Annotated in this window: 19 protein-coding genes; 13 read left to right on the top strand and 6 right to left on the bottom strand. The window is 54.5% G+C overall.

Going from position 1 to position 24689, the window contains the following annotated elements; genetic code table 11:
* Positions 1 to 16: 16 nt before the first annotated feature.
* The 3 genes from dnaJ to dnaK form a co-directional block, all read right to left on the bottom strand.
* On the bottom strand, positions 17 to 1174 hold the full coding sequence (gene dnaJ / locus QQL54_RS09415) for a molecular chaperone DnaJ (RefSeq protein ID WP_284389982.1): 1158 nt from the start codon (positions 1172 to 1174) through the stop codon (positions 17 to 19).
* Positions 1161 to 2015: an FkbM family methyltransferase gene (locus tag QQL54_RS09410; protein WP_284389981.1), complete on the bottom strand. Its 855-nt coding sequence runs from the start codon at positions 2013 to 2015 to the stop codon at positions 1161 to 1163. The genes dnaJ and QQL54_RS09410 overlap by 14 nt, the downstream gene beginning before the upstream one ends.
* 83 nt (positions 2016 to 2098) lie before the next feature.
* A complete protein-coding gene (dnaK, locus tag QQL54_RS09405) occupies positions 2099 to 4018 on the bottom strand; it encodes a molecular chaperone DnaK (protein WP_284389979.1) in 1920 nt (639 codons plus the stop codon).
* Between the two features lie 327 nt (positions 4019 to 4345).
* On the opposite strand from dnaK, the gene QQL54_RS09400 reads away from it, so the two are divergent.
* The 13 genes from QQL54_RS09400 to QQL54_RS09340 all read left to right on the top strand — a co-directional run bounded on the left by QQL54_RS09400 (position 4346) and on the right by QQL54_RS09340 (position 19162).
* Positions 4346 to 6586, top strand: a complete 2241-nt coding sequence (locus tag QQL54_RS09400; protein ID WP_284389977.1) for a glycosyltransferase family 2 protein — start codon at positions 4346 to 4348, stop codon at positions 6584 to 6586.
* Positions 6587 to 6901: 315 nt separating this feature from the next.
* Positions 6902 to 8449 carry a hypothetical protein gene (locus QQL54_RS09395; RefSeq protein WP_284389975.1) on the top strand — a complete coding sequence of 516 codons (1548 nt, stop codon included), beginning with the start codon at positions 6902 to 6904 and terminating at the stop codon, positions 8447 to 8449.
* Between the two features lie 210 nt (positions 8450 to 8659).
* Positions 8660 to 10438 carry a GspE/PulE family protein gene (locus QQL54_RS09390; protein WP_284389972.1) on the top strand — a complete coding sequence of 593 codons (1779 nt, stop codon included), beginning with the start codon at positions 8660 to 8662 and terminating at the stop codon, positions 10436 to 10438.
* A gap of 2 nt (positions 10439 to 10440) precedes the next feature.
* A complete protein-coding gene (locus tag QQL54_RS09385) occupies positions 10441 to 11643 on the top strand; it encodes a type II secretion system F family protein (protein ID WP_284389970.1) in 1203 nt (400 codons plus the stop codon).
* A 93-nt stretch (positions 11644 to 11736) separates the two neighbouring features.
* A complete protein-coding gene (gspG, locus tag QQL54_RS09380) occupies positions 11737 to 12225 on the top strand; it encodes a type II secretion system major pseudopilin GspG (protein WP_284389968.1) in 489 nt (162 codons plus the stop codon).
* Complete coding sequence (locus tag QQL54_RS09375) at positions 12225 to 12635, top strand: pilus assembly FimT family protein (RefSeq protein WP_284389966.1); 411 nt, start codon at positions 12225 to 12227, stop codon at positions 12633 to 12635. Before gspG ends, QQL54_RS09375 begins: the two co-directional genes overlap by 1 nt.
* Positions 12628 to 13314 carry a prepilin-type N-terminal cleavage/methylation domain-containing protein gene (locus QQL54_RS09370; protein ID WP_284389964.1) on the top strand — a complete coding sequence of 229 codons (687 nt, stop codon included), beginning with the start codon at positions 12628 to 12630 and terminating at the stop codon, positions 13312 to 13314. The genes QQL54_RS09375 and QQL54_RS09370 overlap by 8 nt, the downstream gene beginning before the upstream one ends.
* Positions 13298 to 14332 carry a hypothetical protein gene (locus QQL54_RS09365; RefSeq protein WP_284389962.1) on the top strand — a complete coding sequence of 345 codons (1035 nt, stop codon included), beginning with the start codon at positions 13298 to 13300 and terminating at the stop codon, positions 14330 to 14332. The genes QQL54_RS09370 and QQL54_RS09365 overlap by 17 nt, the downstream gene beginning before the upstream one ends.
* Before the next feature lie 9 nt (positions 14333 to 14341).
* Entirely contained in the window at positions 14342 to 15433 is a 1092-nt protein-coding gene (locus tag QQL54_RS09360; RefSeq protein WP_284389960.1) for a hypothetical protein, read from the top strand.
* Positions 15430 to 15990, top strand: coding sequence for a hypothetical protein (locus tag QQL54_RS09355; RefSeq protein WP_284389958.1), 561 nt, complete (start codon positions 15430 to 15432; stop codon positions 15988 to 15990). Before QQL54_RS09360 ends, QQL54_RS09355 begins: the two co-directional genes overlap by 4 nt.
* A complete protein-coding gene (locus tag QQL54_RS09350; protein ID WP_284389957.1) occupies positions 15987 to 16472 on the top strand; it encodes a cupredoxin domain-containing protein in 486 nt (161 codons plus the stop codon). Before QQL54_RS09355 ends, QQL54_RS09350 begins: the two co-directional genes overlap by 4 nt.
* A gap of 51 nt (positions 16473 to 16523) precedes the next feature.
* Positions 16524 to 18755 (top strand): secretin N-terminal domain-containing protein, encoded by a 2232-nt coding sequence (locus tag QQL54_RS09345; RefSeq protein WP_284389955.1) that lies wholly within the window; start codon positions 16524 to 16526, stop codon positions 18753 to 18755.
* Positions 18752 to 19162, top strand: coding sequence for a type II secretion system protein (locus QQL54_RS09340; RefSeq protein ID WP_284389953.1), 411 nt, complete (start codon positions 18752 to 18754; stop codon positions 19160 to 19162). Before QQL54_RS09345 ends, QQL54_RS09340 begins: the two co-directional genes overlap by 4 nt.
* An 18-nt stretch (positions 19163 to 19180) precedes the next feature.
* Here QQL54_RS09340 and QQL54_RS09335 read toward each other — a convergent pair whose 3' ends face one another.
* From QQL54_RS09335 to QQL54_RS09325, 3 genes are read right to left on the bottom strand one after another with little or no spacing between them, the layout of a single operon-like run.
* Positions 19181 to 20548 (bottom strand): ABC transporter ATP-binding protein, encoded by a 1368-nt coding sequence (locus QQL54_RS09335; RefSeq protein ID WP_284389951.1) that lies wholly within the window; start codon positions 20546 to 20548, stop codon positions 19181 to 19183.
* Positions 20538 to 21353 carry an ABC transporter permease gene (locus tag QQL54_RS09330; protein ID WP_284389949.1) on the bottom strand — a complete coding sequence of 272 codons (816 nt, stop codon included), beginning with the start codon at positions 21351 to 21353 and terminating at the stop codon, positions 20538 to 20540. Before QQL54_RS09330 ends, QQL54_RS09335 begins: the two co-directional genes overlap by 11 nt.
* A complete protein-coding gene (locus tag QQL54_RS09325) occupies positions 21350 to 24643 on the bottom strand; it encodes a glycosyltransferase (protein WP_284389947.1) in 3294 nt (1097 codons plus the stop codon). Before QQL54_RS09325 ends, QQL54_RS09330 begins: the two co-directional genes overlap by 4 nt.
* Between the last annotated feature and the right edge of the window lie 46 nt (positions 24644 to 24689).

Here is a 24689-nt window from a genome sequence, read left to right as displayed (position 1 = left end):
GCGATCTCAACGCCGCTTAATCAACCAACTCGTCCCAGAAGGCTTTGGCTTTATCGAAGAAGCCTTTGCTTTCCGGGCTGATCTCGTCGCCGGACAGTTCGGCAAATTCTTCCAGCAATTCTCGCTGCTTAGCGGACAGGCGCGACGGCGTTTCGACAGCGAGTTCGACATACATATCGCCGCGGCTTTGGCTGCGCAAAACGCTCATACCCTTGCCGCGTAGGCGAACCCGTTTGCCGCCTTGGCTACCCTCTTCAATTTTGATCTTGGTGCGGCCGCCATCAATGGTTGGTAGTTCCAATTCACCGCCCAGAGTTGCGACGGTCATGGGGACGGGTGCGCGCATGAACAGGTTCGCCCCTTCGCGTTCGAACATGTCGTGCGGTTTCACGGAAACGAATAGATAGAGATCACCGCGCTGTCGGTTCGTGGCACCCCGTTTTGGCGCTTGATCGCCTTGGCCGGAGAGGCGGATACGGGTGCCGTCCTCTACGCCGGCTGGAATAGAAACATCCAGTTCAGTGGCTTGTCTGACCTGTCCCTGACCATCACATTCACGGCAAGGGTCAGACACATATTCGCCCTGACCGCCGCAGGTTGGACAGGGGCGTTCCATGGTGAACATGCCTTGTTGCGTGCGGACCCGGCCTGCGCCGCCACATGTGTCGCAACGCTCGACGGATGCGCCTGGCTCGGCCCCCATGCCGTCGCAACGTTCGCAATCTTCGGCAATCGGGACTTCGATCTCAACATCTTTACCGCGGAAGGCCTCTTCCAGCGTGATTTCCATTTCATAGCGCAGATCCGACCCACGCGCGACAGACTGGGCGCGTCGCCCACCGCGACCGCCAAACATATCGGCAAACCCACTCGCGCCGCCGGCGCCACCAAAGATCTGGCTGAAAATATCACCGAAATCTTGGAAGCCGCCGCCGCCCATGCCGCCGCCCTCAAACGCCGCATGACCCATCCGGTCATAGGCTGCGCGTTTTTGTTCGTCAGACAAAATGCCGTAGGCTTCATTTAATTCTTTAAACCGAGCTTCGGCTCCCGGATCGTCTGGGTGGCGGTCTGGGTGGCAGGCCATAGCGGCTTTGCGGAAGGCGGACTTTAGCTGTTTAGCGTCCGCATCGCGCGACACGCCGAGCACCTCATAATAGTCACGTTTGGACATGGTCAGACTTCTTCAAAATTGCATTGAGGGAGGTGGCATCTGCCACGAAATAATTATGGGCTTGGGCCAGTTCAATCACTGGATCGCCGCTGAGAGCTGCTGTCTCAACAATCAGCAATTGCGGATGCAGCGCTTCTGGGGCTTGGTCAAAAAAGGCGCGTAGCGCGCGTTCATCATGACCTTCAATGTCGAGCTTCATTGCGTCGATGTGGGTGACGCTAAGCCGGTCACAAAGACCCACTAAAGTCTCGACTTTAACCTGCTCACCTTGATCGGAAAGTTGCGCTTCGCCGCGATTATTCCCGCCATCCGACAAGCACGCTTCTCCGGGCGCATCGGAAATTGCCGACCGGATTAACTCGACATCAGCCTCGGATGCGTCCGCATTGACTACAAGCCGTGAGGCCATTTCGGCGCTAGGTTCCACGGCGATTAATCGCACAGGACGTTTGGCTGTTTTCGCATAAGCGTTGACGAACAGGGAATAGAGCCCGGCATTGGCGCCGACGTCAAAAAAAGTGAACGGACCTTCATCAGAACCAGAGTCAGAATTCACGGCCATACGTAGGGCATTACGCTCGGTTAAGTCCCAGACTTGAACCCCTGCTAAAGCTCGCTTTTCGCAACGATTGCCAGAGGGATAGAGGCGGGCTTTCACACCCGGCGCAACGTTCACGTCAAAGGGCTCGGTCAGGCCTTTAATGGCCCGTTTTCGCCGCGCGCTGATAATCCAGCGGCCAATGCGTGTGTCAGAACAGCCATCCGCCTTGACCCGCACGCGTTCGCGTGCGGGAGGAAGCGCATAAGCCCCAAAGGCTTGAATATGTGGTGATGGCCCCATGGTCTGAGCGAGCAGCGGACAGTTAAAACGTCGCCGCCTAGCAAAAGGCCCCGCCGTTTCCGGCGAGGCCTATTCGCTTAGCTTTAGGCCGCGTTTTCGTCGTCGACGTCTTCAAACTCGGCGTCGACAATGTCGTCATCTTCTTCGACATCGTCGCCCGGCTTCGTTGCGTCCTTGGCCTTGGCTTCTTCCTCGGCGGCGGCGGTAGCGTAGATCGCCTCACCCATTTTCATGAGCGCTGCGGTCAGGATCTGCACCTTATCGGTAATGCCTGCAGCATCGTCCGACTCGACGGAGGTTTTCACTTCGGCAACCGCTTCTTCGATGGCTGTCTTAGTTTCTTCGTCGACCTTATCACCATGCTCGGCGAGATCAGACTCGGCCTTGTGCACGATCGCTTCAGCCTGGTTCTTGGCTTCGGCCATATCGCGACGCTTCTTGTCTTCCTCAGCGTTGGCTTCGGCGTCCTTGATCATCGCATCGATATCGTCGTCATTCAGACCGCCAGAAGCTTGGATCCGGATTTGCTGTTCTTTTCCGGTTGCGCTGTCCTTGGCCGACACATTGACGATGCCGTTAGCATCAATGTCAAAGGTGACTTCGATTTGCGGCATGCCGCGCGGTGCTGGCGGAATGCCGACCAGATCGAATTGACCGAGAAGTTTGTTGTCGCCCGCCATTTCACGTTCGCCCTGCGCGACTTTAATGGTCACGGCTGACTGATTGTCAGCGGCGGTTGAGAAGACTTGGCTCTTCTTCGTCGGGATCGTTGTGTTGCGGTCGATCATACGTGTGAACACGCCGCCTTCGGTTTCGATACCGAGCGAAAGTGGAGTCACGTCGAGCAGCAGAACGTCTTTGACGTCGCCTTGCAATACCCCAGCCTGAATGGCCGCGCCCATGGCAACGACTTCGTCAGGGTTCACGCCTTTATGCGGCTCTTTACCGAAATAATCGGACACAGCTTTTTGCACGGCTGGCATACGGGTCATGCCGCCGACCAGCACAACATCATCGACGTCAGATGGCTTTAAACCGGCATCGGCCAAAGCTTTCTTGATCGGTGAAATCGTCCGTTTGATCAGGTCTTCAACCAAGCTTTCCAGCTTCGCGCGGGTCAGCTTCATGTTCAGGTGCTTTGGCCCTGTCGCATCGGCTGTGATGAAGGGCAGGTTGATCTCGTAAGTAGACGCGGTCGACAGTTCCTTCTTCGCCTTTTCGGCTTCTTCGCGCAGGCGTTGTAGCGCCAGCTTGTCGGTTTTCAGGTCGATGCCTTGCTCTTTCTTGAATTCGTCAGCGAGATATTCGACGATGCGCATGTCGAAGTCTTCACCACCCAAGAAAGTGTCGCCATTCGTCGCTTTCACTTCGAAAACGCCGTCGCCGATTTCCAGAACTGAGACATCGAATGTGCCGCCGCCGAGGTCATAGACCGCGATGGTTTTACCTTCGTCTTTGTCGAGGCCGTAAGCCAGCGCAGCGGCTGTGGGCTCGTTGATGATGCGTAGCACTTCCAGACCCGCGATTTTGCCAGCATCTTTGGTGGCTTGGCGCTGGGCGTCATTAAAGTAGGCCGGGACCGTAATAACGGCCTGAGTGACGGTTTCGCCGAGGAAGGCTTCTGCCGTTTCTTTCATCTTGGTCAGCGTCATGGCGCTGATTTCCGCGGGGCTGTAAGCCTTGTCGCGACCTTGGACATAAGCGTCGCCATTCTTACCTTTGACGATCTTATAAGGAACCAGTTTGGCGTCCTTTTTGACGGCCGGATCGGTGAAGGGGCGACCGATCAGGCGCTTGACCGCATAATAGGTGTTTTCCGGATTAGTCACCGCTTGGCGACGGGCGGTCTGGCCGATCAGCCGATCGCCATCCTCAGTAAAGGCGACAACGGACGGGGTCGTGCGTGCACCTTCTGCATTTTCGATAACCTTTGGCTTGTCGCCATCCATAACAGCGACACAAGAATTGGTTGTGCCGAGGTCGATACCGATCACTTTCGACATAAGTTTGCTCCTCTTTCGGGCCTGGCTCCCAGCGCCCAACGAAATCAATATGATGCGAGTCCCCGCACGTCCCGGATTTAGGCCCGGCGGGAGCGTTCTACGCCGATATGGGAGAGAGAATCACACCTGCAAGGGCAAGGGGGGAGATTTTGTCGGATTGGCTGTACCAAACAGGGGAAATGAACCCGCTGATGGGCGGTAAAGCAGATGACAGATGAGGACAGGTGACTCACCTTAATCAAGCGTCTATGTGGGTCCGATTGCGGGATGGGCCAATATTTGTGACTTGCCCGCGTAAAACATGTTGGTACGGCTCGCTCTGATTGTATGACAAAGTGCACGTTTGATCTGCGGCAGGCCGAGGTAACCTCGCAGCTAGCCCCCAAGGGTGGCGGTTGGCGGTCGTTGGGGTCAGACCCTTTTTTCGAACTGCAAGACATTCCGGACATTCAGCAGGGTTGGTATCGGATTTCAGTCGGCATTGCGTCGGACAAGCCGTTCTATCCGCGCCTCTACTTCGATTTTGGCAATGGCTTTAACGAACTAGAATCGGCGAAACTCTTTAAAACGGGTCGGTCGCGCTTTAGCGTCACGACCATGTTGCGCCATGCGCCGCGCCGGATCCGATTGGACCCGACAGACGAGCAAGGTTCGTTCGAGATTACCAAGTTAAGGCTTAAGCGGCTCAATAAGGCACATTTTGGCGTTTTCGCCGGGGTCAAAGCGGCCAAGTTGTTCATGCAGGGGCCAGTCCAGAATTTCGACCGTATGGTTCGATCCGGCAAGTCATTGGTGCAGGGTCGCCATTTTTTCTCGATCAATCCGAATGTTTCGCCCCGCAATGATGGGGATCGCTATACATTGTGGCGAGAGACATTTGACTACCACTCAAGCCATGACCGACTTGAGATCGAGGCGGAATTGGCGGATTTGGCTGCGCCCCCTATTGTCAGCCTGATCATGCCTGTGGTCGATCCCGATCCGGCCTTGCTGAATGAGGCGATCTCAAGCGTGACGGATCAGCTCTATCAGAATTGGGAGCTTTGCCTGGCAACAGACATCTCCTGCCCAAAAAGAACGCAAGAAAAGTTGAAAAACTGGGCGGATCGAGATGCTCGTATCAAGCTGACCCATAGCGAGACTGGCGGTCTTTATTCTACACGGTGCAATGCGGCGCTATCCGTCTCCACGGGGGAATGGATTGCGCGTCTCGATCCGGAAGATCAGCTCGCACCACACGCCTTGGCGACGCTCGTGCTGACGGCCCGCGATCGTCCGGATGGAGACATTTTCTATTCTGATGAAGACCGCATCAATTCAAACGGCCGTCGATCAGAGCCACATTTCAAACCAGATTTCTCGCCCGAATTATTCCGGTCGATGAATTATCTTAGCCATCTGACGATGTATCGTCTGCGCCACGTTCGCGGCGTTGGCGGTTGGAGCGACAAGCATCCTGGCAGTGAAGAATATGATCTGACTTTGCGAATCTGGGACCATGTCGCCCGCGACGAGGCGATCGTGCACATTCCAAAGGTTCTTTATCATAACCGCAAGGCAGGCGACCCAACCCGGAGTCCGTTTGATCTGCTGGGCCGCACATTAGGTGCGGGCAATAGTATTGAGGCGGTCCATGCGGTGCAGGACCATATTGAACGACGCGGCATGGCTGCTGAGGTTTTGCCGATGGAAAACCGCCCTTGTCTTCGGGTAAAGCCCGCCCTGCCGGAGCGGTTGCCGAAAGTGTCTTTCATCATCCCGACACGCGACCGGGCTGATTTGGTGAAGAATTGCATTCTCTCAATTTGTGAGCAGGACGAATATCCGAACTTTGAGATCCTTCTGGTCGACAATAACTCGACTGACCCAGACGCCCTTCGCTATTTTGACAATCTCAACGAAGACGGCATTGCCCGTGTGATCAAATACCCGCATCCGTTTAATTACTCAGCTATCAACAACTGGGCGGTTTCCCAATCCGACGGCGAAATTTTAGCGCTTATAAATAATGACATTGCAGCCATTTCGAGCGGTTGGATTTCAGAAATGGTGGGTTGGGCAATTCAGGACCGAGTTGGCTGTGTTGGCGCACGTCTCCTTTATCCGGACAACACGATTCAACATGCCGGCGTCATTCTCGGAATTGGCGGCCTGGTTGGTCATGGTCACAGATCTCTGGACCGGAATGAAGGGGGCTATTTCTACCGACCAAATGTGGTGCAAAACCTGTCGGCCTTGACGGCGGCGTGCCTGTTTGTTCGACGTGACGTATATAATAAAGTCGGCGGATTGGATGAAGTCGACCTGAAAGTGGCCTTCAATGACGTCGATTTCTGTCTCCGCGTAAGGCAGGCGGGTTATTTGAACGTTTATACACCTTTCGCGGAGCTTTATCATTTTGAAAGTACGACGCGTGGGGCCGAAGACGATCCTGCCAAAGTCGCTCGTTTTAATTCTGAAATAGACACGCTGGTTAGGCGCTGGGGGCCTGAGCTGGCTAAAGACCCCTATTATTCACCGAATTTGACACTAGGCGGCGAGGATTTCGCCATTCGCATTGATCGATAGGGCTTTGGTGTCATCGAGGTCGGCTGATCTTTATTTATCGAGCCTTTATAATAGCCGGCTTCGACAAACTTGACCTGTTGGCCTGCGTCCATCGTCTCAAGATGAAATCTATCAACCCAAGTCAGCAACGAACTGATTGATCTACGTTAAGTTTAATCTGCGAAGAGACGAAAGTTCATGAAAAAGCCGTTTGACGGGGGCGATAGGCTTCGTTAGTGCCTCTCTGAGTGCGGGTCCCTATGCGGTCTGCAATCACGAACGGGGACGCCAACAGCACCCTCTTAATCAAGTGACTAGGAATTACTGGGAGATATCATGAAATTCCATAGACTTTTGGCGGGCACTGCAGTGGCCGCTCTCATGGCTAGCAACGCGTCAGCGCTGAGCATTAGCCTTGCCGCCACTTCACCAAGTGCGCCTGGTCCAGGCGGTGCAGCCCTTGTTGCAAGTGATCTGATCGAAGCACCGATTGTCCTGGCTCAAGAACGTCCACAAAACGTTGTTGCCAATGCAGGTACATTCGCTCTGAACGTTACAACAAACAACGTTATTGCTAGCGCCAACAACTATTTCATCGTTCTCGAAATCCTGAACGGTACTTTCGCAACGCAAGTTGACGCTGATGACCTCATCAATGGTACCGGTGGTACTGCGACGGTTTTCAACGGCACAACGGTTCAGTTCGACGGTGCAAACCGTACGGGTGAAGTTGGCGACTCATCAGTTCGCTTCCTGTCATCTGCGACAACTGGCGGTGACAACTTTAGCATCGTCTTCGACTCAACAGCAACATGCGCAGGTCCTTTGAACTTCCGCGTTACGCTCTCGACTGAAAGCAACACGGCGATTGAACAGGGTGTTGTCACTCTTGCAACGCCAGCTGCGACATGTGTCGATGCTTACCAAGTCACTGTCGCATCAGACGAAACGGGTCCATTCGACTCGCTTCTGGTTGCTACGGCGTTCCAAAACTTCAACACAGCAGTTGATTCACGCTCTGTCGGTCTTGCTAGCTCGAATGCTAACAATGGCGGCATCAACGATGACGCAGACGAAGCGACTATCGGTAACATCAGCATCGCTTTTGACCCAACCAACACAGGCGCTCCGCGTCCAGTTTTCCCAACATTGTTGGCAGCTGAAGATGTTGCGACTGGCTTCCTAGCGGGTGTCCCTGCTGAAATCGGTGTAGTCTCTCTGACTGTTGCGGTTGACTCTTCTACTGGTGTCCAAGGCGTTGGCCTTCGCGCTGCTGGCGGTGCAACGAACGCTCTAACAGCTGGTTCAGCATCATTCACATACGATCCTGCTGCGATTGGCCCGAATGTTGCGGCTATTGAAATCGACGTCACTGGTTCTGACACACTGCAGGAAATTCAGCCAACTGCTACGGCCGGTACTGTTTCCTTCACAGGCGCAGCTGCAGGTCTGGCAACTGAGAACATCACACGTGCAAACGGCGGTCTTCTCGACAAGCTTCAGTATGCTGGTAGCCAGTGTGGTACGTTTGACTGGGTCGGCGACGGCACAGTGACACGTCGGAATGTCTTCCGCGTCACAAACTTCGCCAACTCGCAAACAGATGGCATCTTTGCTTCCATGACCAACTCTTCAGCTGGTCTGCCGAACGCAACATTGCCAATCAACGGTACTGTAACTGTTAGCGGTGCAGAAATGTCCTTCACGGATGTGGAACTGACGTCTGTCTTCGGCAACTACGGCCGTGCGGACTTTGCATTCAACTTCATCGGCGCGACATCGTCGCTCGATTGTGATCGTCTGCAGTCTTCACCTGTTAGCTCTGTTGTTACCGGCTTCGGTAACGGTACAGGTAACGCTGAATATGGCGACGGTGACGACTGATCCGTCTCTCATAGCCTAGTCTATGGAAGGGTCGCTCCTCGGAGCGGCCCTTTTTTTATGTAAAAATATAATTCATCCATCCAAGCTCGGACAGAATCGCGAGCTTGTCGGGTTCCATCAGCCAGACTAAGTAGGTCAGTATTACAGGCAGAGCGTATCTGCTGAGCCGGGCATTCCTCTTGGCTTTGTTTAATTCCGGGCCACCTCATTATGACACGTGCCGCAGTGACAGGTCAGGCTAGCCCGCTTAAGGCAGCGCCTTACAATACGCTGGGACAACAATTCACCGCCGACAATGTGCTGGCTTCAGCGGCACTTGCAGAAGCTGAATCCTTTAAACAGGAGTTTGGCGGCGGCTTGATTCAGGCCGCGACAAAGCTTGGCTTGGCGCGAGAGATTGACCTCGTCAGGTCAGCCGCCACATTTCTAGGGGCGTCCATTCTCGATATAGGGTCGACCGACGCCCCCAATGCCGAACAAGTCCGACAAGCTGCTCAGATCTTGCAACTTCCGATGAGTTGGCTAATCTCTGTCGATGCGCTCATCTGGTTTGATCCTGAACTTAAGGAATCCGCTGAGACGGAAACGGGCCCGACGCTCAATGCAGCGCTGCGGGATCCAACAAATCCGACCTTATTAGAAGAACTCGCTCGTCGTCAGGTGGCGGGACTTCGTCTATGGGTCGCAACGGGTCCGATGGTCGATTCTGTCCTGACCGAAATCTCAATTGGAGATGAGGCACCGGATCCTTCTCAATCTCACGCCGATCTCGCGCGCTTACGAGAGTTAGCGGAAGAAGCGCCCGTTATCGAATTCGTTAATGGCCTGTTTTCACAAGCCTTAGACCGCAATGCTTCAGATGTTCATGTTGAGCCCGGGCCCGCTGGATTTGAAACCCGTCTTCGCGTTGACGGCGTGCTGACCGATAAACGCACCCATTCTCGCTCTATGTTTGACAGTGTTGTCACGCGCATCAAAATCTTGTCCGGAATGGATATTGCGGAGCGTCGTCTACCCCAAGATGGCCGCCAGACCATCCGCGTTTCTGGCGAAGAGGTTGATCTGCGTGTGTCTTCCTTGCCTGCGACCGAGGGAGAAAGTGTCGTCATCCGTCTGTTACGAAAGAAATCGGAATTGCCGGATATGCAGGGTCTAGGGTTGCGCGGCTCACTGCTGGATGCCTTCCGGCGTATCATTGAACTCCCAAACGGGCTGTTTCTGGTCACAGGTCCGACTGGGTCTGGTAAGTCGACAACCCTTTACCGCGCACTCGAACACCTCAATCGCGGTGATACGAAAATTATCACGATTGAAGATCCGGTTGAGTATGATTTGGACGGGGTCAATCAAGTCCAAGCTCACTCCGAAATCGGCCTGACCTTTTCGAATGGCTTGCGAGCCATGCTACGACAGGATCCGGACATTATCATGGTCGGCGAAATTCGTGACCGCGAAACAGCGGAAGTCGCGATTCAGGCCGCTCTGACCGGCCACTTGGTATTCTCCACGCTGCACACTAACTCAGCCAGTGGCGCCATCGAGCGTTTGGTTGATCTCGGCGTCGAACCATTTCTACTGTCCGCCGCTCTTCGGGGTGTGTTGGGACAGCGTCTGCTTCGCCGCATTTGCTCAAGCTGCCGGCGCCCGGCTAGCGCGGACGACGCGCATCTGATTGCAGAAATGGTCAAGGATGTCCCGCTTGACCCAAGCCTACCCGACGCGACCGGTGTCTTCGATGCCGTTGGCTGCGAGGTCTGCGATGGCTCCGGTTATAAAGGCCGGATCGGTGTGTTCGAACTGGTCGATGTCCATAGGTTGGTTCAATCTGGTCTGCAGGGGAATATCCGCGACGCGATGAAACTCGAAGTGCTGCGGAAATTTGGCTATCGGACTATGCTGGAAGACGCGTTCTTAAAAGCTAGCCAAGGTGAGACAACGCTCGAAGAAATCGGTCGCGTCTTCGGACGCCGAACGGTTCAGCGAAGCTAAGTATGGCCGCTTTCCGCTATAAGGGCCTGTCCCAAGACGGCCAAGATGTCAGCGGCACGATCGATTCAAGCCGCATGTCGTCGGCATTACAAACTTTGGCGGAACGGCGCATCAGCGTGTATACGCTGGAACCCGTTGAAACCCGTGAGCGCCAGCTCAAACGCCGCGCACCGAAAAGCACAGATTATTACCAGCTAATTCAACAGCTTGCCGTCCTTCTAAAGGCCGGCATCCCGCTGCTGGATGCGGTCGAATCGTTGTCCCGAATGGTTGACCATCAGATCATGCTTGAAAAGCTGGAAAATCTTTCTCGCCTCCTGCGATCCGGCGCCAGCCTATCAGAAGGCTTACGCGAATATTTTCCTGAAATGCCGACGATTGTTCCGAACCTCGTCTCTCTTGGTGAACGAACGGGCGCCTTACCTCAGACCTTGGGCATTCTCGCGGATCAGCTCCGATTTCAAGAGGAGTTGAAAACCGAATTACGCGGGGCTTTGACCTATCCGGGTTTCTTGATGGTGGTTGGTCTCGTCGCGGTTCTGTTCATGTTCCTTTTCGTCGTTCCGCGCTTCCGCGGGATGTTGGGAGAGGATGCGGACAGCTTTACAGGGCTTACGGGTGTCATTTTTGGCCTGTCGCAAGGCCTGCAAGACTATGGTTTGATCGTGGCGCTCGCGCTTGGCGCGTTGATCTTGTTCCTTGTATTTTCTTGGCGGAACCCCGCGCGACGATCGCGAATCACCAGCGGTTTGCAACGGTTTCCAATTGTCGGCCCGTTGCTGCGTCAGCGCGAACTCGCTGATTGGACCCGGACGGTCGGTTTATCACTAGAAGCCCGGGCAAACTTGCTGGATTCTGTCACGCTCGCACGCGATGTGATCCGTAGCTCTCGCAACCGTGCGGCGTTTGATGATCTTGCGCGAGACCTTCGGGCCGGTACGGCGCTTGATGAAGCATTGTGTAAAGTCCCGGACCTTGATCCGGTTGTGCTGAACCTTGCCGCGGTAGGCGCCAAGGCCGGGAATATGGGCGAGATGTTATTGCTGGCGACCGATATTCTCGACAAATCGGTCCGGGCGCGATCAACTCGACTTGGAAAACTGGCTGAGCCGATCGCCATTCTCCTCATTTCTACGATTATTGGCGTCGTGGTGATCTCTATGGTGACGGCCATGACTAGCCTGTACGATGTTGGTTTCAACTAAGTCCGTGTAACCCGGCTGATTTCGTCATTTGCCAAGTCTGGGCCGTGCAACTATTAATCAATCCAGCCCGACAGCATCAAAAGAGGGAATCCCATGTTCCAAGATGTGCGCGATCTGCAGACGGACAAGATAATCGAAAACTCCAATCCATCGCAAAAGCCTGAAAAACCAAGCCGTGAGGCGGGATATTCATTGATGGAAATTTTGATTGCTCTGGCAATTATCTCCACTCTCACGGTTATAGTGGGCCCGCGCCTGACGGGCCATGTCGACCGATCCAAGACGGTTGCCACGCTCTCCCAAGCCAAACAGCTCAAAGCTTCACTGGGTATGATGCAGATGGATGTGGGGCGTTACCCAACACAAGAAGAAGGCTTCCGGCTTTTGATCGAGCCGATGAATGCGGGTCCGCTTTGGCGGGGCCCCTATCTTGACGGCGGTGTCCCGACCGATGCGTGGGGCCAGCCATTTCAATATGTTCCGCCTCCGGCTGACAATATTTACGCTGCGCCTCGCGTCTATTCACTGGGCGCTGACAATGCGCCGGGCGGCACCGGTCTGAACGCCGACATCGAAGGGTAGTGCGCCCCTCCCCGAAAGATATGGGGACAGACGCAAGACGAGATGCGGGATATTCGCTGATCGAAGTCATCGTCGTGTTGATGATCTTCTCGCTTCTGGCCGGGATTGTTGGGATCAATCTGCGCAAACCGTTGCAAAGCACCAAGTATAAAACGGTGCATTCCGATATTATTGAAGTGGTTGAGCTCACGCGCGCTGAGGCCGCCAATCGGGGTCATCTCATACGGTTTAACGAGATATTGGTCGCCCAGCGACGCGCGCCGGATGATGCAGAAATCTATTTCCCTATCAATGCTGGCGCGCGGGCTTACGGCTCTTGTCTCGATACAGTTGGCTCCTACGACCTGAATGGCACGCGGTATAGATTTCGGGTTGAGCCAGTAACTTGTCGGGTCACGTTCAATGTCTGAGCCGTCCGAAATCCTGAAGGCCCCAACAGAGCCGTCGACGTCAGATGCGGGGTTTTCTCTGATTGAAGCGCTGGTTGTCCTCGCCATATCCTCGCTGCTTCTGGTCGTACTAACCGATACGCTGGTCGCCTCACAACGCGGACATTTACGGTTGGAGGATCATTTCGAAAGACGCGGAGAGGCCTTTTACCTTGATCTACAGATGCAGGCCTTGATTGATCATGTCTATGTCGACCCCTTGCTGAGCCAATCCGGCTGGCAGCCGGCGCTCAATGACCGCCGAGCCCCTTTAATGACGTCCGCACAATGGCGGCAGCAACAACGCGATCCGGTTTTTCAAGGTAGTGAAGCGACTGTGACGGGTGAAGTTCGGAATATTTTGGATGGGCGCGGCGCGGTGGAACCGTTCCAATTGAACTGGGTCGACAGTCAATCAGGCCGACAAATACGCCTCCTTGTTGGCGATATGGACGTGACATGGCCGCGTCAGTTTCCGCGCGGCACCGTGTTCCGCTTCGCCACGGATTCGGGTCGGCTGGTCGAGCAGTGGCCCGTTACACAGATCCCCCGGTCTGACCGTGTGAATGAGGTTTCGGTATCGCCGACGCTGCCGAACGCAATACATTTATTCGATAAGTCGCGATCAATGACCTTGGCGGTCTATGATGTTCCGAAATAAGTTTCCAAAGACGAATGAGGCGGGCTTTGCGTTGCCTCTGGCTCTGACCGTTTTGGTCCTGCTCTCCTATGTAATCGCCAGCGGTCTTCAGCGCGTCCGCGTGGCTCAGGTCGATATCCGTCTGTCGCAGGCCAATGTACGAACCGACATTCTCAGACAGAATTTGGAAGAGGATGTGGTTTGGCGGACAATGTTGGAAGCTGTCGGACGTCAGGCGGGCTTTGGTTTTGCGGATGAAGTCGCCCGTTACAATGCCAGGGCCCCAGAAAGCCCTTGGCGGGTCGATGGCGTCCCTTTCATCTGGACCCCGAATTATCCCAATATAACGGATGGTCGTCTCGCGCCGGCGCTCATTGTGGTTCAGGACGAGGTCGGGAAGATCGATCTCAATTTCAGGAATAGAAACTTCCTCAGATTCATTGCTGAACGCGCGGATATACCGACGGGGCGCAGAGACGCCGCTGTTGACACACTGATCGACTACATCGAATCAAAGACCCCATCGCCAATCGATATTGAAGAGAGGCTGATTATTCCGTCACGGACAGGCATTCAGGACCCGGATGAAGTGTGCTCGCTGAATATTTGGGGCGACACGGATCTGTGTCGAGATCGCGAACGGCTGAGATCCTTGTTTACCGGAGGGCTAGGCATGCCGTCTAATATCGCTCTTTCGGGTCCAGACATCTCGGCGTTTCTTTTTGGCGGTAGATTCCCAGATAATCCAAATGATAAAGCCGTCGCATGGAACGAGCTGCAAAGTCGGTACGGGTTTTATGATCTGTTTGAGGGGATCGGCGCAGGCGGGATCAAAATGTCCGTAACCATCATTCCGGCTGGGGCGCTGTCGGCTCTACGATTTGACGTTGACGCCCGCGGACCCACGGAAACGGATCCATTTTCAGTACGTTTACGCCGACAGGTTCCAGCTGGACCAATCCTCGCCCAACTGGAAGAAAGCGCCCCGGATGTAGTCGAGTCTTTCCGGGCCTATTCAGGTGTGCCAGAGTCAAATTAAGTGAACGGGGTGATCAAACCAACACGGACCACACTGTCCAAGGACGGGGTTCAGCAGCCGCTGGGCGACGCACCGTGGCGTGAGAGTGTGTCCGGACAACAAATCGTCCTGTCTCGGGGTCTTTGTGCGTTTAATTTGATCCGTTTGGACAAGAAGCTCTCGGCTCAGCGCCAGCGCCAGGCGGCGGAACTACAGGCGCTCGCCAAAGCGCCGTTTGAAGATCCTGGCCTCTATATCGTAATCGAAGACGGTGCGGCGCAGGCATGGAGCTGGGACCGGGCCTTTGTTGAAGACAAGACCGGTCTGCCGTCCCGTCTCTGCGTTCCAGAAACGATTTTGCATCCAGCGGCTGACGGTATCGTTTTACGAGACTGTATCGACGGGTTTGAGGGGCAGCATTGGGTCAGTGGCAATTTGCAACAAAGCCGCTGGTGGCCGCATCGGCCGACGACACATGATTGGCGGCTTTTTCAGTCTAGCTTGCAAGGGGCTGTCGAAATTGGTGGCGCAAGTGTCCCGGCTGCCACGCCTGTCAACTTGGCAACAGAAACACTGCGCAGCAATAATCGCCGCCCTCTTATCTCTACGCTCAAATCATTGCGGCCTATGACGGTCGCAGTCCTAGCCAGTTGGATTATTCTGCCGCTGCTCGCTTTTCATCTGGTCAGCCTTCTGGTGATCTCACAGCAGACATCGTCGCTCAGAAACGATGTGACCGCTTTGCAGCAAGAGCTTGGCCCCAAACGTTTGGCGGCGACGCAACTCGGTCAGATACAGACGGAACTGGAGACCTATGCGGAGCGTCTTAATGTCGTCTCACCCTTACCGGGCTTCAGCGCGATTTTGACTCGGGTGGCGGCGGCGCAAGGAACAATCCAATCTGCCTCTCTTGTGGATTCAAACCTAGCGGTCACCTTTAGGGTTAGTGAGCCCATCAATCAGGTCGAATGGGTACGAGAGCTTGAAGCGACTCCAGCCTTACGAGAAGTCAGCGTGTTTCCATCGATTCGAATGGGGGACTGGGCCGTGGAAGCGACCTTGGTTGGTGTTGGTGCGCTGCAGCAGAATAGTGCGGTTGACCGTGCGGAGGGCGCGCCATGAGCGACACGCGTTTCTCCCAAGCTTTGACACTGACACCGATGGCTCGCCGTGGCTTGCTGGCCTTGGCAGCGCTCGCTCTTTTCTTCATGTTTGATCGTCTGAGTTTGCATGTTCAGCAAAAGAAGATGGATCTTCAACTGTTGCGTTCGCAACATTCCAAACTGGTGCAAATAGCTAACGGCGAAGATCCAACGCGTCTCTTGCAAGAGGGTCAAACCTTACTCAATCAAGCGCAGTCTGAAATCTTAAATGAAGGGACGACGGGGCTCAATTCCGCGAAGTTGCAGCTGGAATTGGTGGGGCTGCTGGATCAGTGCGGGATAAAAAATGCCAACCTCGTGTTAGAATCTGAGGCTCCGGACGTTGAGGGGCAGATTTTTGAAATCGAAGCCGGACTGCGCGGTCAGACAGATTTGCTGACTCTATCGGACTGTATGCATGAACTCGCCGAACATTCGACACGAATCCATATCCGCGCTTTCCGTTGGAATTCGGCGCAGCAAGTGAACATGCAGTTGCAGGCCTTGGCTCGCAATGACGGGCAGAGCGCGTCATGATCTCGCCCGCCTATAGTTTCACGACCCGAACGCTGCTGGTCTATGCGGTGGGTCTTGCGGTTCTCGCTGGTTTATATGGCGCCTATGTTTCGCGAGCGTCGCAAATGGCTGGCCTCTCCGCGCAACCTTTCGCGCCATCTTTACCCAATTTGACCGAAGTGGATACGACGGAGGCTGCGGATCAAATCAAGGCCTCTGGCATCGGACGCGCGGTGGATCCCAATGCCCCGAACCCTGACAATTCAGGTCCAGATACTGTCGGCGATATTGATCCTGAAAATGCGGTCCCTCGTATTTCTGCTGTCGTCGTTGAAAATGGCGAGCCCTATGCGTACGTCCGTACACAAGAGGGTTTTTTGAAACTTGCTGTCGGGGAAACCGTCAGATCCTTCCACCTTATCGCGTTAAGTCCGTCCAAAGCAGAGTTTCGAAAGTCTGATGGGGACGTCTCCACACAAATCTTCTTCTCGGCCGCAGATTGATTCGCGCTCCGATCCGGGTAAGGGCCTATAAATGGCATACGGCATGATACGATGGCACAGTTGACCACTTCTTCTAGATACCTTTCCAAAGGGCTGCTCTGCCTTGGCGTTTCGCTGATGGCGCTCTCCGGCTGTGCCTCGCTTAATCTTAAGCCGCCGACGGAAAAACCAAAAGCGCCGCCCATCACCAATCTTGAAGGTAGCGCGCCACTCCAATATTTTTCGGCAGATTCCTTATCGCCTGAGCCGGACGTCTATAAGCCTACGACAGGAGATCCGACTGCCTATGAACCGCCACAGGTGCGGCGAGATATTCCGAGCCTGACGACCGGTGTTCGGTCAAGTAAGCCTAGTTTCAAGGTCGAACGCCCTCGTCTGGATTCGACGCGCTTGACGGTCTCACTGCCACAGCAATCGGTTCCGGAATTTATCAATTCCGTTTATGGCGAAATTCTCGGTCTCGGCTTTGTTCTCGGTCCCGGCGTGATTGATTTGGAGTCCATTGTCGCGTTCCGGTCTGCGAACAATGTGCGCAAAATTGATCTGTTCGATTCTGCGTCTGCCGCGCTTCGTGACTATGGCGTGGCGATTTATTATAGCGATGGCCAAGTCCGCGCGGTGATGGAAGATGAATTACGGCAACAGGCTCCGCGCTTTATCCGCTCTCGCGCGCGCAGCTCCGTGCCGAACGGATTGCGACCTGTGGTGCAATTCGTCGAACTTTACGCGATTTCGGTTGATGAGATCGTTGGTATTCTCAAACAAGCTTTCACAGACGCTGACAAGCTCACAATTCTACCCAACCCGTCAACAAATGCGCTGACCCTGACGGGCCTTCCCAGGGAAGTCGACCGGGCACTTGCGATCATTAATGAGCTGGATGAGTTGCGCTTCGGGGGTCAGCAAGTCGCGACCTTGAAGCTCGAAAATTGGGAAGCCGAAGAGCTTGCCACCACGGTCAACAGCCTTCTGACGACGGAAGGGTTTTCGTCGACAACGTCTGCGAATGTGTACCGGCCTATCACGATGCGGGCTATCCCGTTCACCAATCAGCTGGTTATCTTTGCCAAGACAGACGAGCTTTTGGATTATGCGGTTGAGTCAGCCTTACGTCTCGAAAACGCTGCAAATGTGGATGCGGAATCCGAATCCGCCCGCATATACCAAGCGCTTTATTATAAGGCGGGTGACCTGATTACGCTCATAAGCCCGCTATTGGGAGAGGGGGCTGGCACGGCACAACCTGTCCCAGTCCAAACCAGCACGACAACAACCCAAAACGGATCTGACGACGAAGAGTCTGGTTTAGGTCCGGTGCAAGTTGGCGGTTTTGTCGCCGATGAGCAGAGTAATCGCATTATTTTCACCGCGTCAGCGGATCGTTACGCGCAACTCTTATCCTTGCTTCGTCAACTGGACACACCACCCCCAGAAGTTCTGATCGAAGTCACGATCGCCGAAGTGACTGTGACCGCCGATACGCGCTCCGGTGTAGAGTTCTTAATGCGTCAAGTTGGCACCAAAAGCTATACGGTTGGGACGCTTGGCGGGCTTGGCTTGGCAACGGGGGGGCTCACGGGTCGTTATTCCGATCCGGATGGCAATGTGAATGTGGGCGCTTTGTCGTCCGGCAATCAGATCAATGTGCTGTCGACGCCGCGCGTTGTGGCTAAATCCGGTGCCAGCGCCTCGATCCAAGTCGGCACGGATGTGCCAGTCATCACCTCACAAACGGCCAGTGATTCACTGATCGGGGGCAATACGGATATTCTCCAATCTGTCGATTATCGGAAAACCGGTGTTCTGCTTGAAGTGTCTCCGACCGTTCTGTCGGCAGACCGGATCGATATAGAGATCAGTCAGGAAGTGTCATCGGCGGAGGAAAACCCAAACCAAGGCATCGCTTCGCCGATTATTTCTAGCCGAACGATTACGTCTGAACTGACCTTGCAGGACGGACAATCGGCCATTCTCGGCGGCTTGATTGAGAACCGCTACACAGAAGGTGGATCGGGTGTGCCGTTCTTGAAGGACATCCCGATTGTGGGTCGCTTCTTTAGCACCGAAACGCTCAATGAATCCGATACGGTCCTGTTATTTATGATCACGCCTTATATTCTCGATACGGCGGATGATCGCGCGCGGGCTGTAGAAGCGCTGGCGGCATCGGTGAATCGCAGCTTCAATGATACGGATGAACAATCCAAAACCTTGATGCCACGTCGAACGCCCGTGTTCGTTACGCCGCGCAACCAGTCTGACAGTGCCGCCGATCAGCCATGAGGCGATCCGGCTCAGAGGACGGATTTACAACGATTGAGGTCTTGGTCGCCTTGGTGATCCTGACCGCCGGGCTGTTGCCGCTGATGCAAACACAGCTCGATATTCAGCGGCTGACGGCGAGACTTCAGCAGGCGGATCGCGAGTCCGCCGCACTGACCCAAAGCCTGCGCTATCTCCGCGACGTGAATCCCGGTGAGACGCCAAGAGGGACATGGGTTTTTGATGGCGGCCGCCTATCTTGGTCGTCAGAGCTTGTCGGGGCGGATACGGCGTTCGCTTATGAGCGTGGCACTGTGGCTCACGCACTATCCTATCATGATGTGGCGCTATCAATCCGGCTCGACAATGGAACCTTGATTTCAGAGACGGTCAATAAGGTAGGGTGGCAAAGGCTAGACGCTGAGTGAGCGGCCGCCTCTTCGCGTTTACAGATTATCAATCTGAGGTTCGCCCGTCAGTATGTCGACAAGACCGGTGGCATAGACATCCTCAGATAAAGCGACCTTGAAGACGGCCCCATCGAGAATTCGGTGCATGAAGATCATTTCACCGTCGATCTCTCGCGTGACACCGCCATTAAAGAAGTAGGTTCCTGGAACAAGGTTGCATGCGAATGGGAAGCGGACACGCCGCTTGTCGCCGGATACGACGGAGGGCAGGAGCCGATGCTTGGACCGCGAAGTTGTGGCTCCTGCAATCTCCAAACCGCCAACAGATTTTATCAACATGCCAAAGCCGACATTCTCGGCGGGTTCAGTGAAACTCACCAGATAGCTCAGCGTATAGTTCTGCCCCATTGCGAGCTGATTGACGCGCTGTCCGTCCGCGTTGAGAATCTGCATGTCATGAATTTGCGCGCCTTCCGTGTCATATTCGACCGTGGATTGCGGAACGAGATGGGGGTCGAAGAAATCGAGGTTCGGAGCATGTTCCACCTCAGCCTTGGGCGCTGGTTCGTTGTCTGCTTGGCTGGGCTCACTCACATTGAGAATTTCTTCACGGACAGATGTGGCAAGCTCTCCGCTTGCGTTCATCAGCCGCTGGTACTGACCGATGACTGTTTTGGGCTCGCCGTCCATCAGCATTTCCCCATCATCCAGCAGGATCGCGCGGGAACAGAGCTGCAAGACGCTGCTCGGTGCATGTGAGACGAACAGAACCGTCGCCCCGCTGGCCTGAATATGTTCGATCCGGGCGAAGCATTTACGCTGAAACGCTTCGTCGCCGACGGCTAAGGCTTCATCGACAATCAAAACGTCAGGATCGGAATGGATGGCCGTCGCAAAAGCCAAGCGCACGAACATGCCAGACGAATAGGATTTTACGGGCTGATCGATAAAGTCGCCCAAGCCAGCAAACGCTTCTATGGCCGGGAAACGCTCATCAATCTCTTTCTGGCTCATGCCGAGTATTGTGGCGTTTAAATAGACATTCTCGCGACCCGTGAATTCTGTATTGAACCCGGCGCCCAGTTCCAGCAGCGCCGCAATGCGACCTCGAACTGTCGTTGATCCGGATGTTGGCTGCAATGTCCCGCAGATGATTTGCAATAGGGTCGATTTTCCAGATCCATTGCGTCCGACAATGCCGAGCGTTTCACCCGGCTGAACATCGAAACTGATGTCGCTCAGCGCGCGAAATTCTCGGTATGATTTTTTCCGAGAGAATAATGCCTCGGCCAATCTTTGTGTCGGGCGACTATAAAGTCGATAGTTCTTGGAAACATTCCGAACCGTGATCGCGGCAGAATCGAGGTCAGACGGCATCGAAGGCTGAGCGGGATCAGAGGACATCGGCAAATCCAGGCCGTAATCGGGTGAAGCCCATCCACCCCGTGATCGCCAGCAAGGTGGCAACACCCATATAGATCGCCAATGCCGTCCAGTCCGGCCACACGCCCCAGATCATCATGTCGCGGAAAGCTTCGATCGGAATGGTCAACGGGTTGAGCGAGAGCCAAGGTCTCACACCTTCCGAGAAGGAGGAGAGCGGATAGAGGATGGGTCCTAAAAATAGCAGCGCTGTCACGAGCGGGGTCAGAATTTGATTAATGTCTCGAATATATGTGCCAAGCGCCGATAGCCACCATCCCAAGCCTGCGACGAGAACAACCAGCGGCAAAATTGCGAGAGGTGAGAGCAGGGCTGTCCATGGCAGAAAACCGGTCAGAATCAACTGGAACAGTATCAGGATAAGCAGCGAGACAAGTAGCTGGAACAAGGCGCTGAAAATATTGACGATGGGCAGAACGCGTAATGGAAAGACGACCTTTTTCACGAGGTTCACATTGTCTGTGATCGCGGTGCCGGTGGTGAGGACGACTTCGCTGAAAAAGGCGTAGAGACTTAGGCCCGCAAATAACAGCACAGCAAATTGGAAGGTCCCCAGATCGCCGACGCCGTCTGCGCTCACATCCGCGCCCCAGCGCACGGTAAAGACCTTGGTGAAAATGAACGTATAAACAACCAGCATCGAGATGGGTGTTAGGAAGGCCCAAGCCAGTCCTAAAAACGATCCGCGATAGCGTTGCAAAATCGCCCGGCGGGTCATTTGCACCGTGATGGTGGCGGACGGGACTCGGCTCCGTAAAAAGTTCATGACGAAGAAGACCGCGAACGCTGCGTCTGTTTTGACGGGTTCTTCCGCCGGTTTTTCATTTGCGTCTTCGCGCGCTTCGATGCCGTTTTGGGGGCGGATTTAGGCGTCGATTTCAATGATTGCCTAATCTTAGCGACATCTTTCGCATTGGCCTGACTGACGGGATCATAGGCGTCATGCAACATATCGTGACGGCGCTGTCTTTCCGATTGATCCATTGGAGTTAGGTAGATCGATGTGACTTTTGGCGTGAATACGAACGGTCCAACTTGAGCGTATCGGATCCAGAGGTTCCAATCTTCTAACTGCGAAAATTCAGGATTGAACCCGCCGAACCGTTCAAACAAGTTCTTGCGAAATAAGATCGATTGAATCGGGATGAAGTTTTCGCGCATCAACGTCTGGCGATTAAAGGGTCGCCGGTGACTATCGGGCAGCTCAAACTGATGCATCAGAGGATCATCGTTGACCATTTCAGAATGCGCATCCCAGGCCAGTGCGTAAGACGCAACGGCTTTGGGCTGATCTTGCGCGGCGCGGACCAAAGTCTCGACGTGATCAGCAAAGAGTAGGTCATCATTGTCGAGCCAGCAGAGCCAGTCTCCCCGCGCCAATGACGCGCCGTGATTGCCGCATTCTGATCGTCCTTTGCCGGGGCTTTTGGCGTAGCGGATACGGTGCTCACCAAATTGCGCGGCTGCGGCTTCAACCAATTCTCGTCCATCATCAGTACTGTCTTCGACGATGATATGTTCGATGTTCGGGTATGTCTGATTGAGCACGCAGGCGATGGCATTACGAAGATGCGCGTCAGATGGCCCGTGAGTCCGTGTGATAATCGAGACCAGCGGTAGGGATTTGAACTCCGTTTTCCTAAATGGTTTCGTTGGGATGTCGGCCCCAACCCGGGCCACGTCATAATCAAATTCGTTGAACGGGAAAAATATCTGTCCCTTGCGACGGAGTGAGGCAGAGACGCGTCGCCGCCAGAAATGCCAGCGATTGTCGCGCAGTATCTGTTTGGCTTTTTCGAGCGCGACGGCACGAGACGGGTCGATTTCATTTTTGAACGAAGCCTGCAGCAGCGCTTCACCAGCGGCAATATCCATCGGTGAACCATACCGATAGCGCAGCAAAACATTGGCCGCTGTGGAGCCCGAAAGCTGGTTGGGTCTTAAGTCAGCATTATCCAGCTCAACATGATGTAGGACGGTGGCGTCGGGCACATAACGCAATCGGTACCCACCAGCGCGGAATCGATAGGACAGCTCCACATCCTCACCATACATGAAGATCTTTGTGTCATAGCCGCCGACGTCTAAATAGGCTGATCGGCGCATGAGAACGCAAGCATGGGCGTTCCAATTTGTCTCCAGTGTGACCGGGTCATAATATTTCGGATGCTCATAGGGCATCTGGCGAAATTCCCAGCAGGCTACGTCTTCTGCATCGGCGCGCGCGACTGCGGCGCAGCGACGGAGTGATGTCGGATAAAACTCAATATCGACATTCGTGACCAGAACGAAATCGTCATCGCTGGACCGGATCGCGTGATCGTTTCCGGCGCCATAGCCAAGATTGTCGCGCGGTGAGAGTTGTAGCGATCGGTAATGGTCACCTTGGTTTGAAATAAAGGCTTCAATTTGCTCAATGGTGCCGTCGCTTGAGCCATGATCAACGAAATGGATGGAGAGCTTGCTGGCCGGGTAATCGAGCGCGACGAGAGATTTGAAGAATTTCGGTAACCAGCGCTCGGAATTATAAGTGACGGCGCTTACCGTGATCGGAGGGAGGTCTGCATCGGCAACCGCTTGAGCCTCTTTATGCAGCCATTTTGCATCCATGATGGTCGGTCGATTGCGTTGCAGAGCTCTCCGCGCATCACGGATTGACGGAGACCGAGACGCGTCGGCAGACGCTACAATATCTTCGGATTGCATGAGTTGCCGCGCGTGCAGACCGGCCATCATGCCAACGATCAAGCGGGTTTTATTGCGCCAAAGCCGGGTCAAATCGCGCGCGGGTTTGGTGATCCGCCAAGATGTCGACGCCTGCATCGCGGCAATATGATCGGCACTCGCCGATGCGCGAGCCGCCTCAAATTCCGCCATTGTTTCAAGTTGCAGGATTGTGCTTTGAGCCGTTTCCAACTGAGTCTTCAGAACGTCCTGTCTCTTTTTAGCGCGGTCTTTTGCGCCAGCGGCTTGTGCGCGCACATGGTCCAGCGTTTTCGACAAATCCCACAATTCCGCTTGTTTTGCGACCAGCTTGTTTCCGGCCTCGCTCAGATCGGATTGGACAGTTTTCAATTCCGATTGGAGTTGCGTCACATTCTGAACGACATGGTCGTTAAACGCTTTTGCTTCTTCCAACTGGCTCGCGCGTATGGTGGCCTCGACCCTAAGCGTTTTGACCCTTGCATCGGACCTGACACGCTTTTTGTATTGAGTATCAAACTGTTCGCGCAGCGCGTGCAAAGGCCCGCTCGACGCTTCTAGGACATTCCCAATCGCCGTAACTTTTTCTAGGGTTTCACCGTCTGGCGGTTTCGGAACGTTGGACAGCAGCCCATCATAGACTGGTTGCAACCACGCCCTCAGGTCTGGCGTGACTGTCCACTCGGTCACCCTGTGATGTCGCAGAGAGGGATCGAGAAATTCAGCGGCGTCTTTTTCAAAGCGTTCTGGCAACTCAGGCAAATCGTGATCCGAGAAAAAACGGCGAATTGTCCCAACACTATCATTCATGACCTGATCATAGGGCAGAACACTATGAGGTCGTTTGGCGAGCGCCGTCTCGACATCGACGACATGGCGTAGCCAGTAGAGACTGCCAAGCGGTATCGGTATCTTGTTACGCGTCTGAAGCGAGCGGGCAACTTCAACCGGATGTCGCACGGCATGCATAATGCAGACCCTGTATCCCATCGACTCTAAGGCTGAGAGAGTAAGATCCGCGAAGCGGGACATTCTCGGCTCTTTGAGCACGATCAGCTTTGCATCACCAAAGTCGCGTTCGACCAATGTACAGAAACGTTCCTGATATTGATCACGTTGAGTGTCTGTAAATTCAACAGGTCTGAAATCATCCCAGCTCTGATCGACAGCTTCCAGCATTTCGTCGTGAAAAGCGGCAATCGCTTTGGATTCCCAATGGCCGGTTTTATTGCCAGCCCGACTGCGCAGCAGGTCTTGCGGCAATGTCGCCCCAGCGAGCGCACAAAGGCGCGTCAGAGCGGACGTGCCGCTGCGATGCATGCCCAAAATTATAATGCATGTTTTAGCCGCCATTGATGGCCTCGATATGCGGTCCTGAAAGCGACAGGAGACGGAAATG

Origin of the sequence: Algimonas ampicilliniresistens (assembly GCF_030159955.1) — a bacterium.
GTDB classification, from domain to species: Bacteria; Pseudomonadota; Alphaproteobacteria; order Caulobacterales; family Maricaulaceae; genus Litorimonas; species Litorimonas ampicilliniresistens.
Note: the sequence above shows the minus strand (reverse complement) of the source record. Positions and strands in the feature narration are given on the sequence as shown.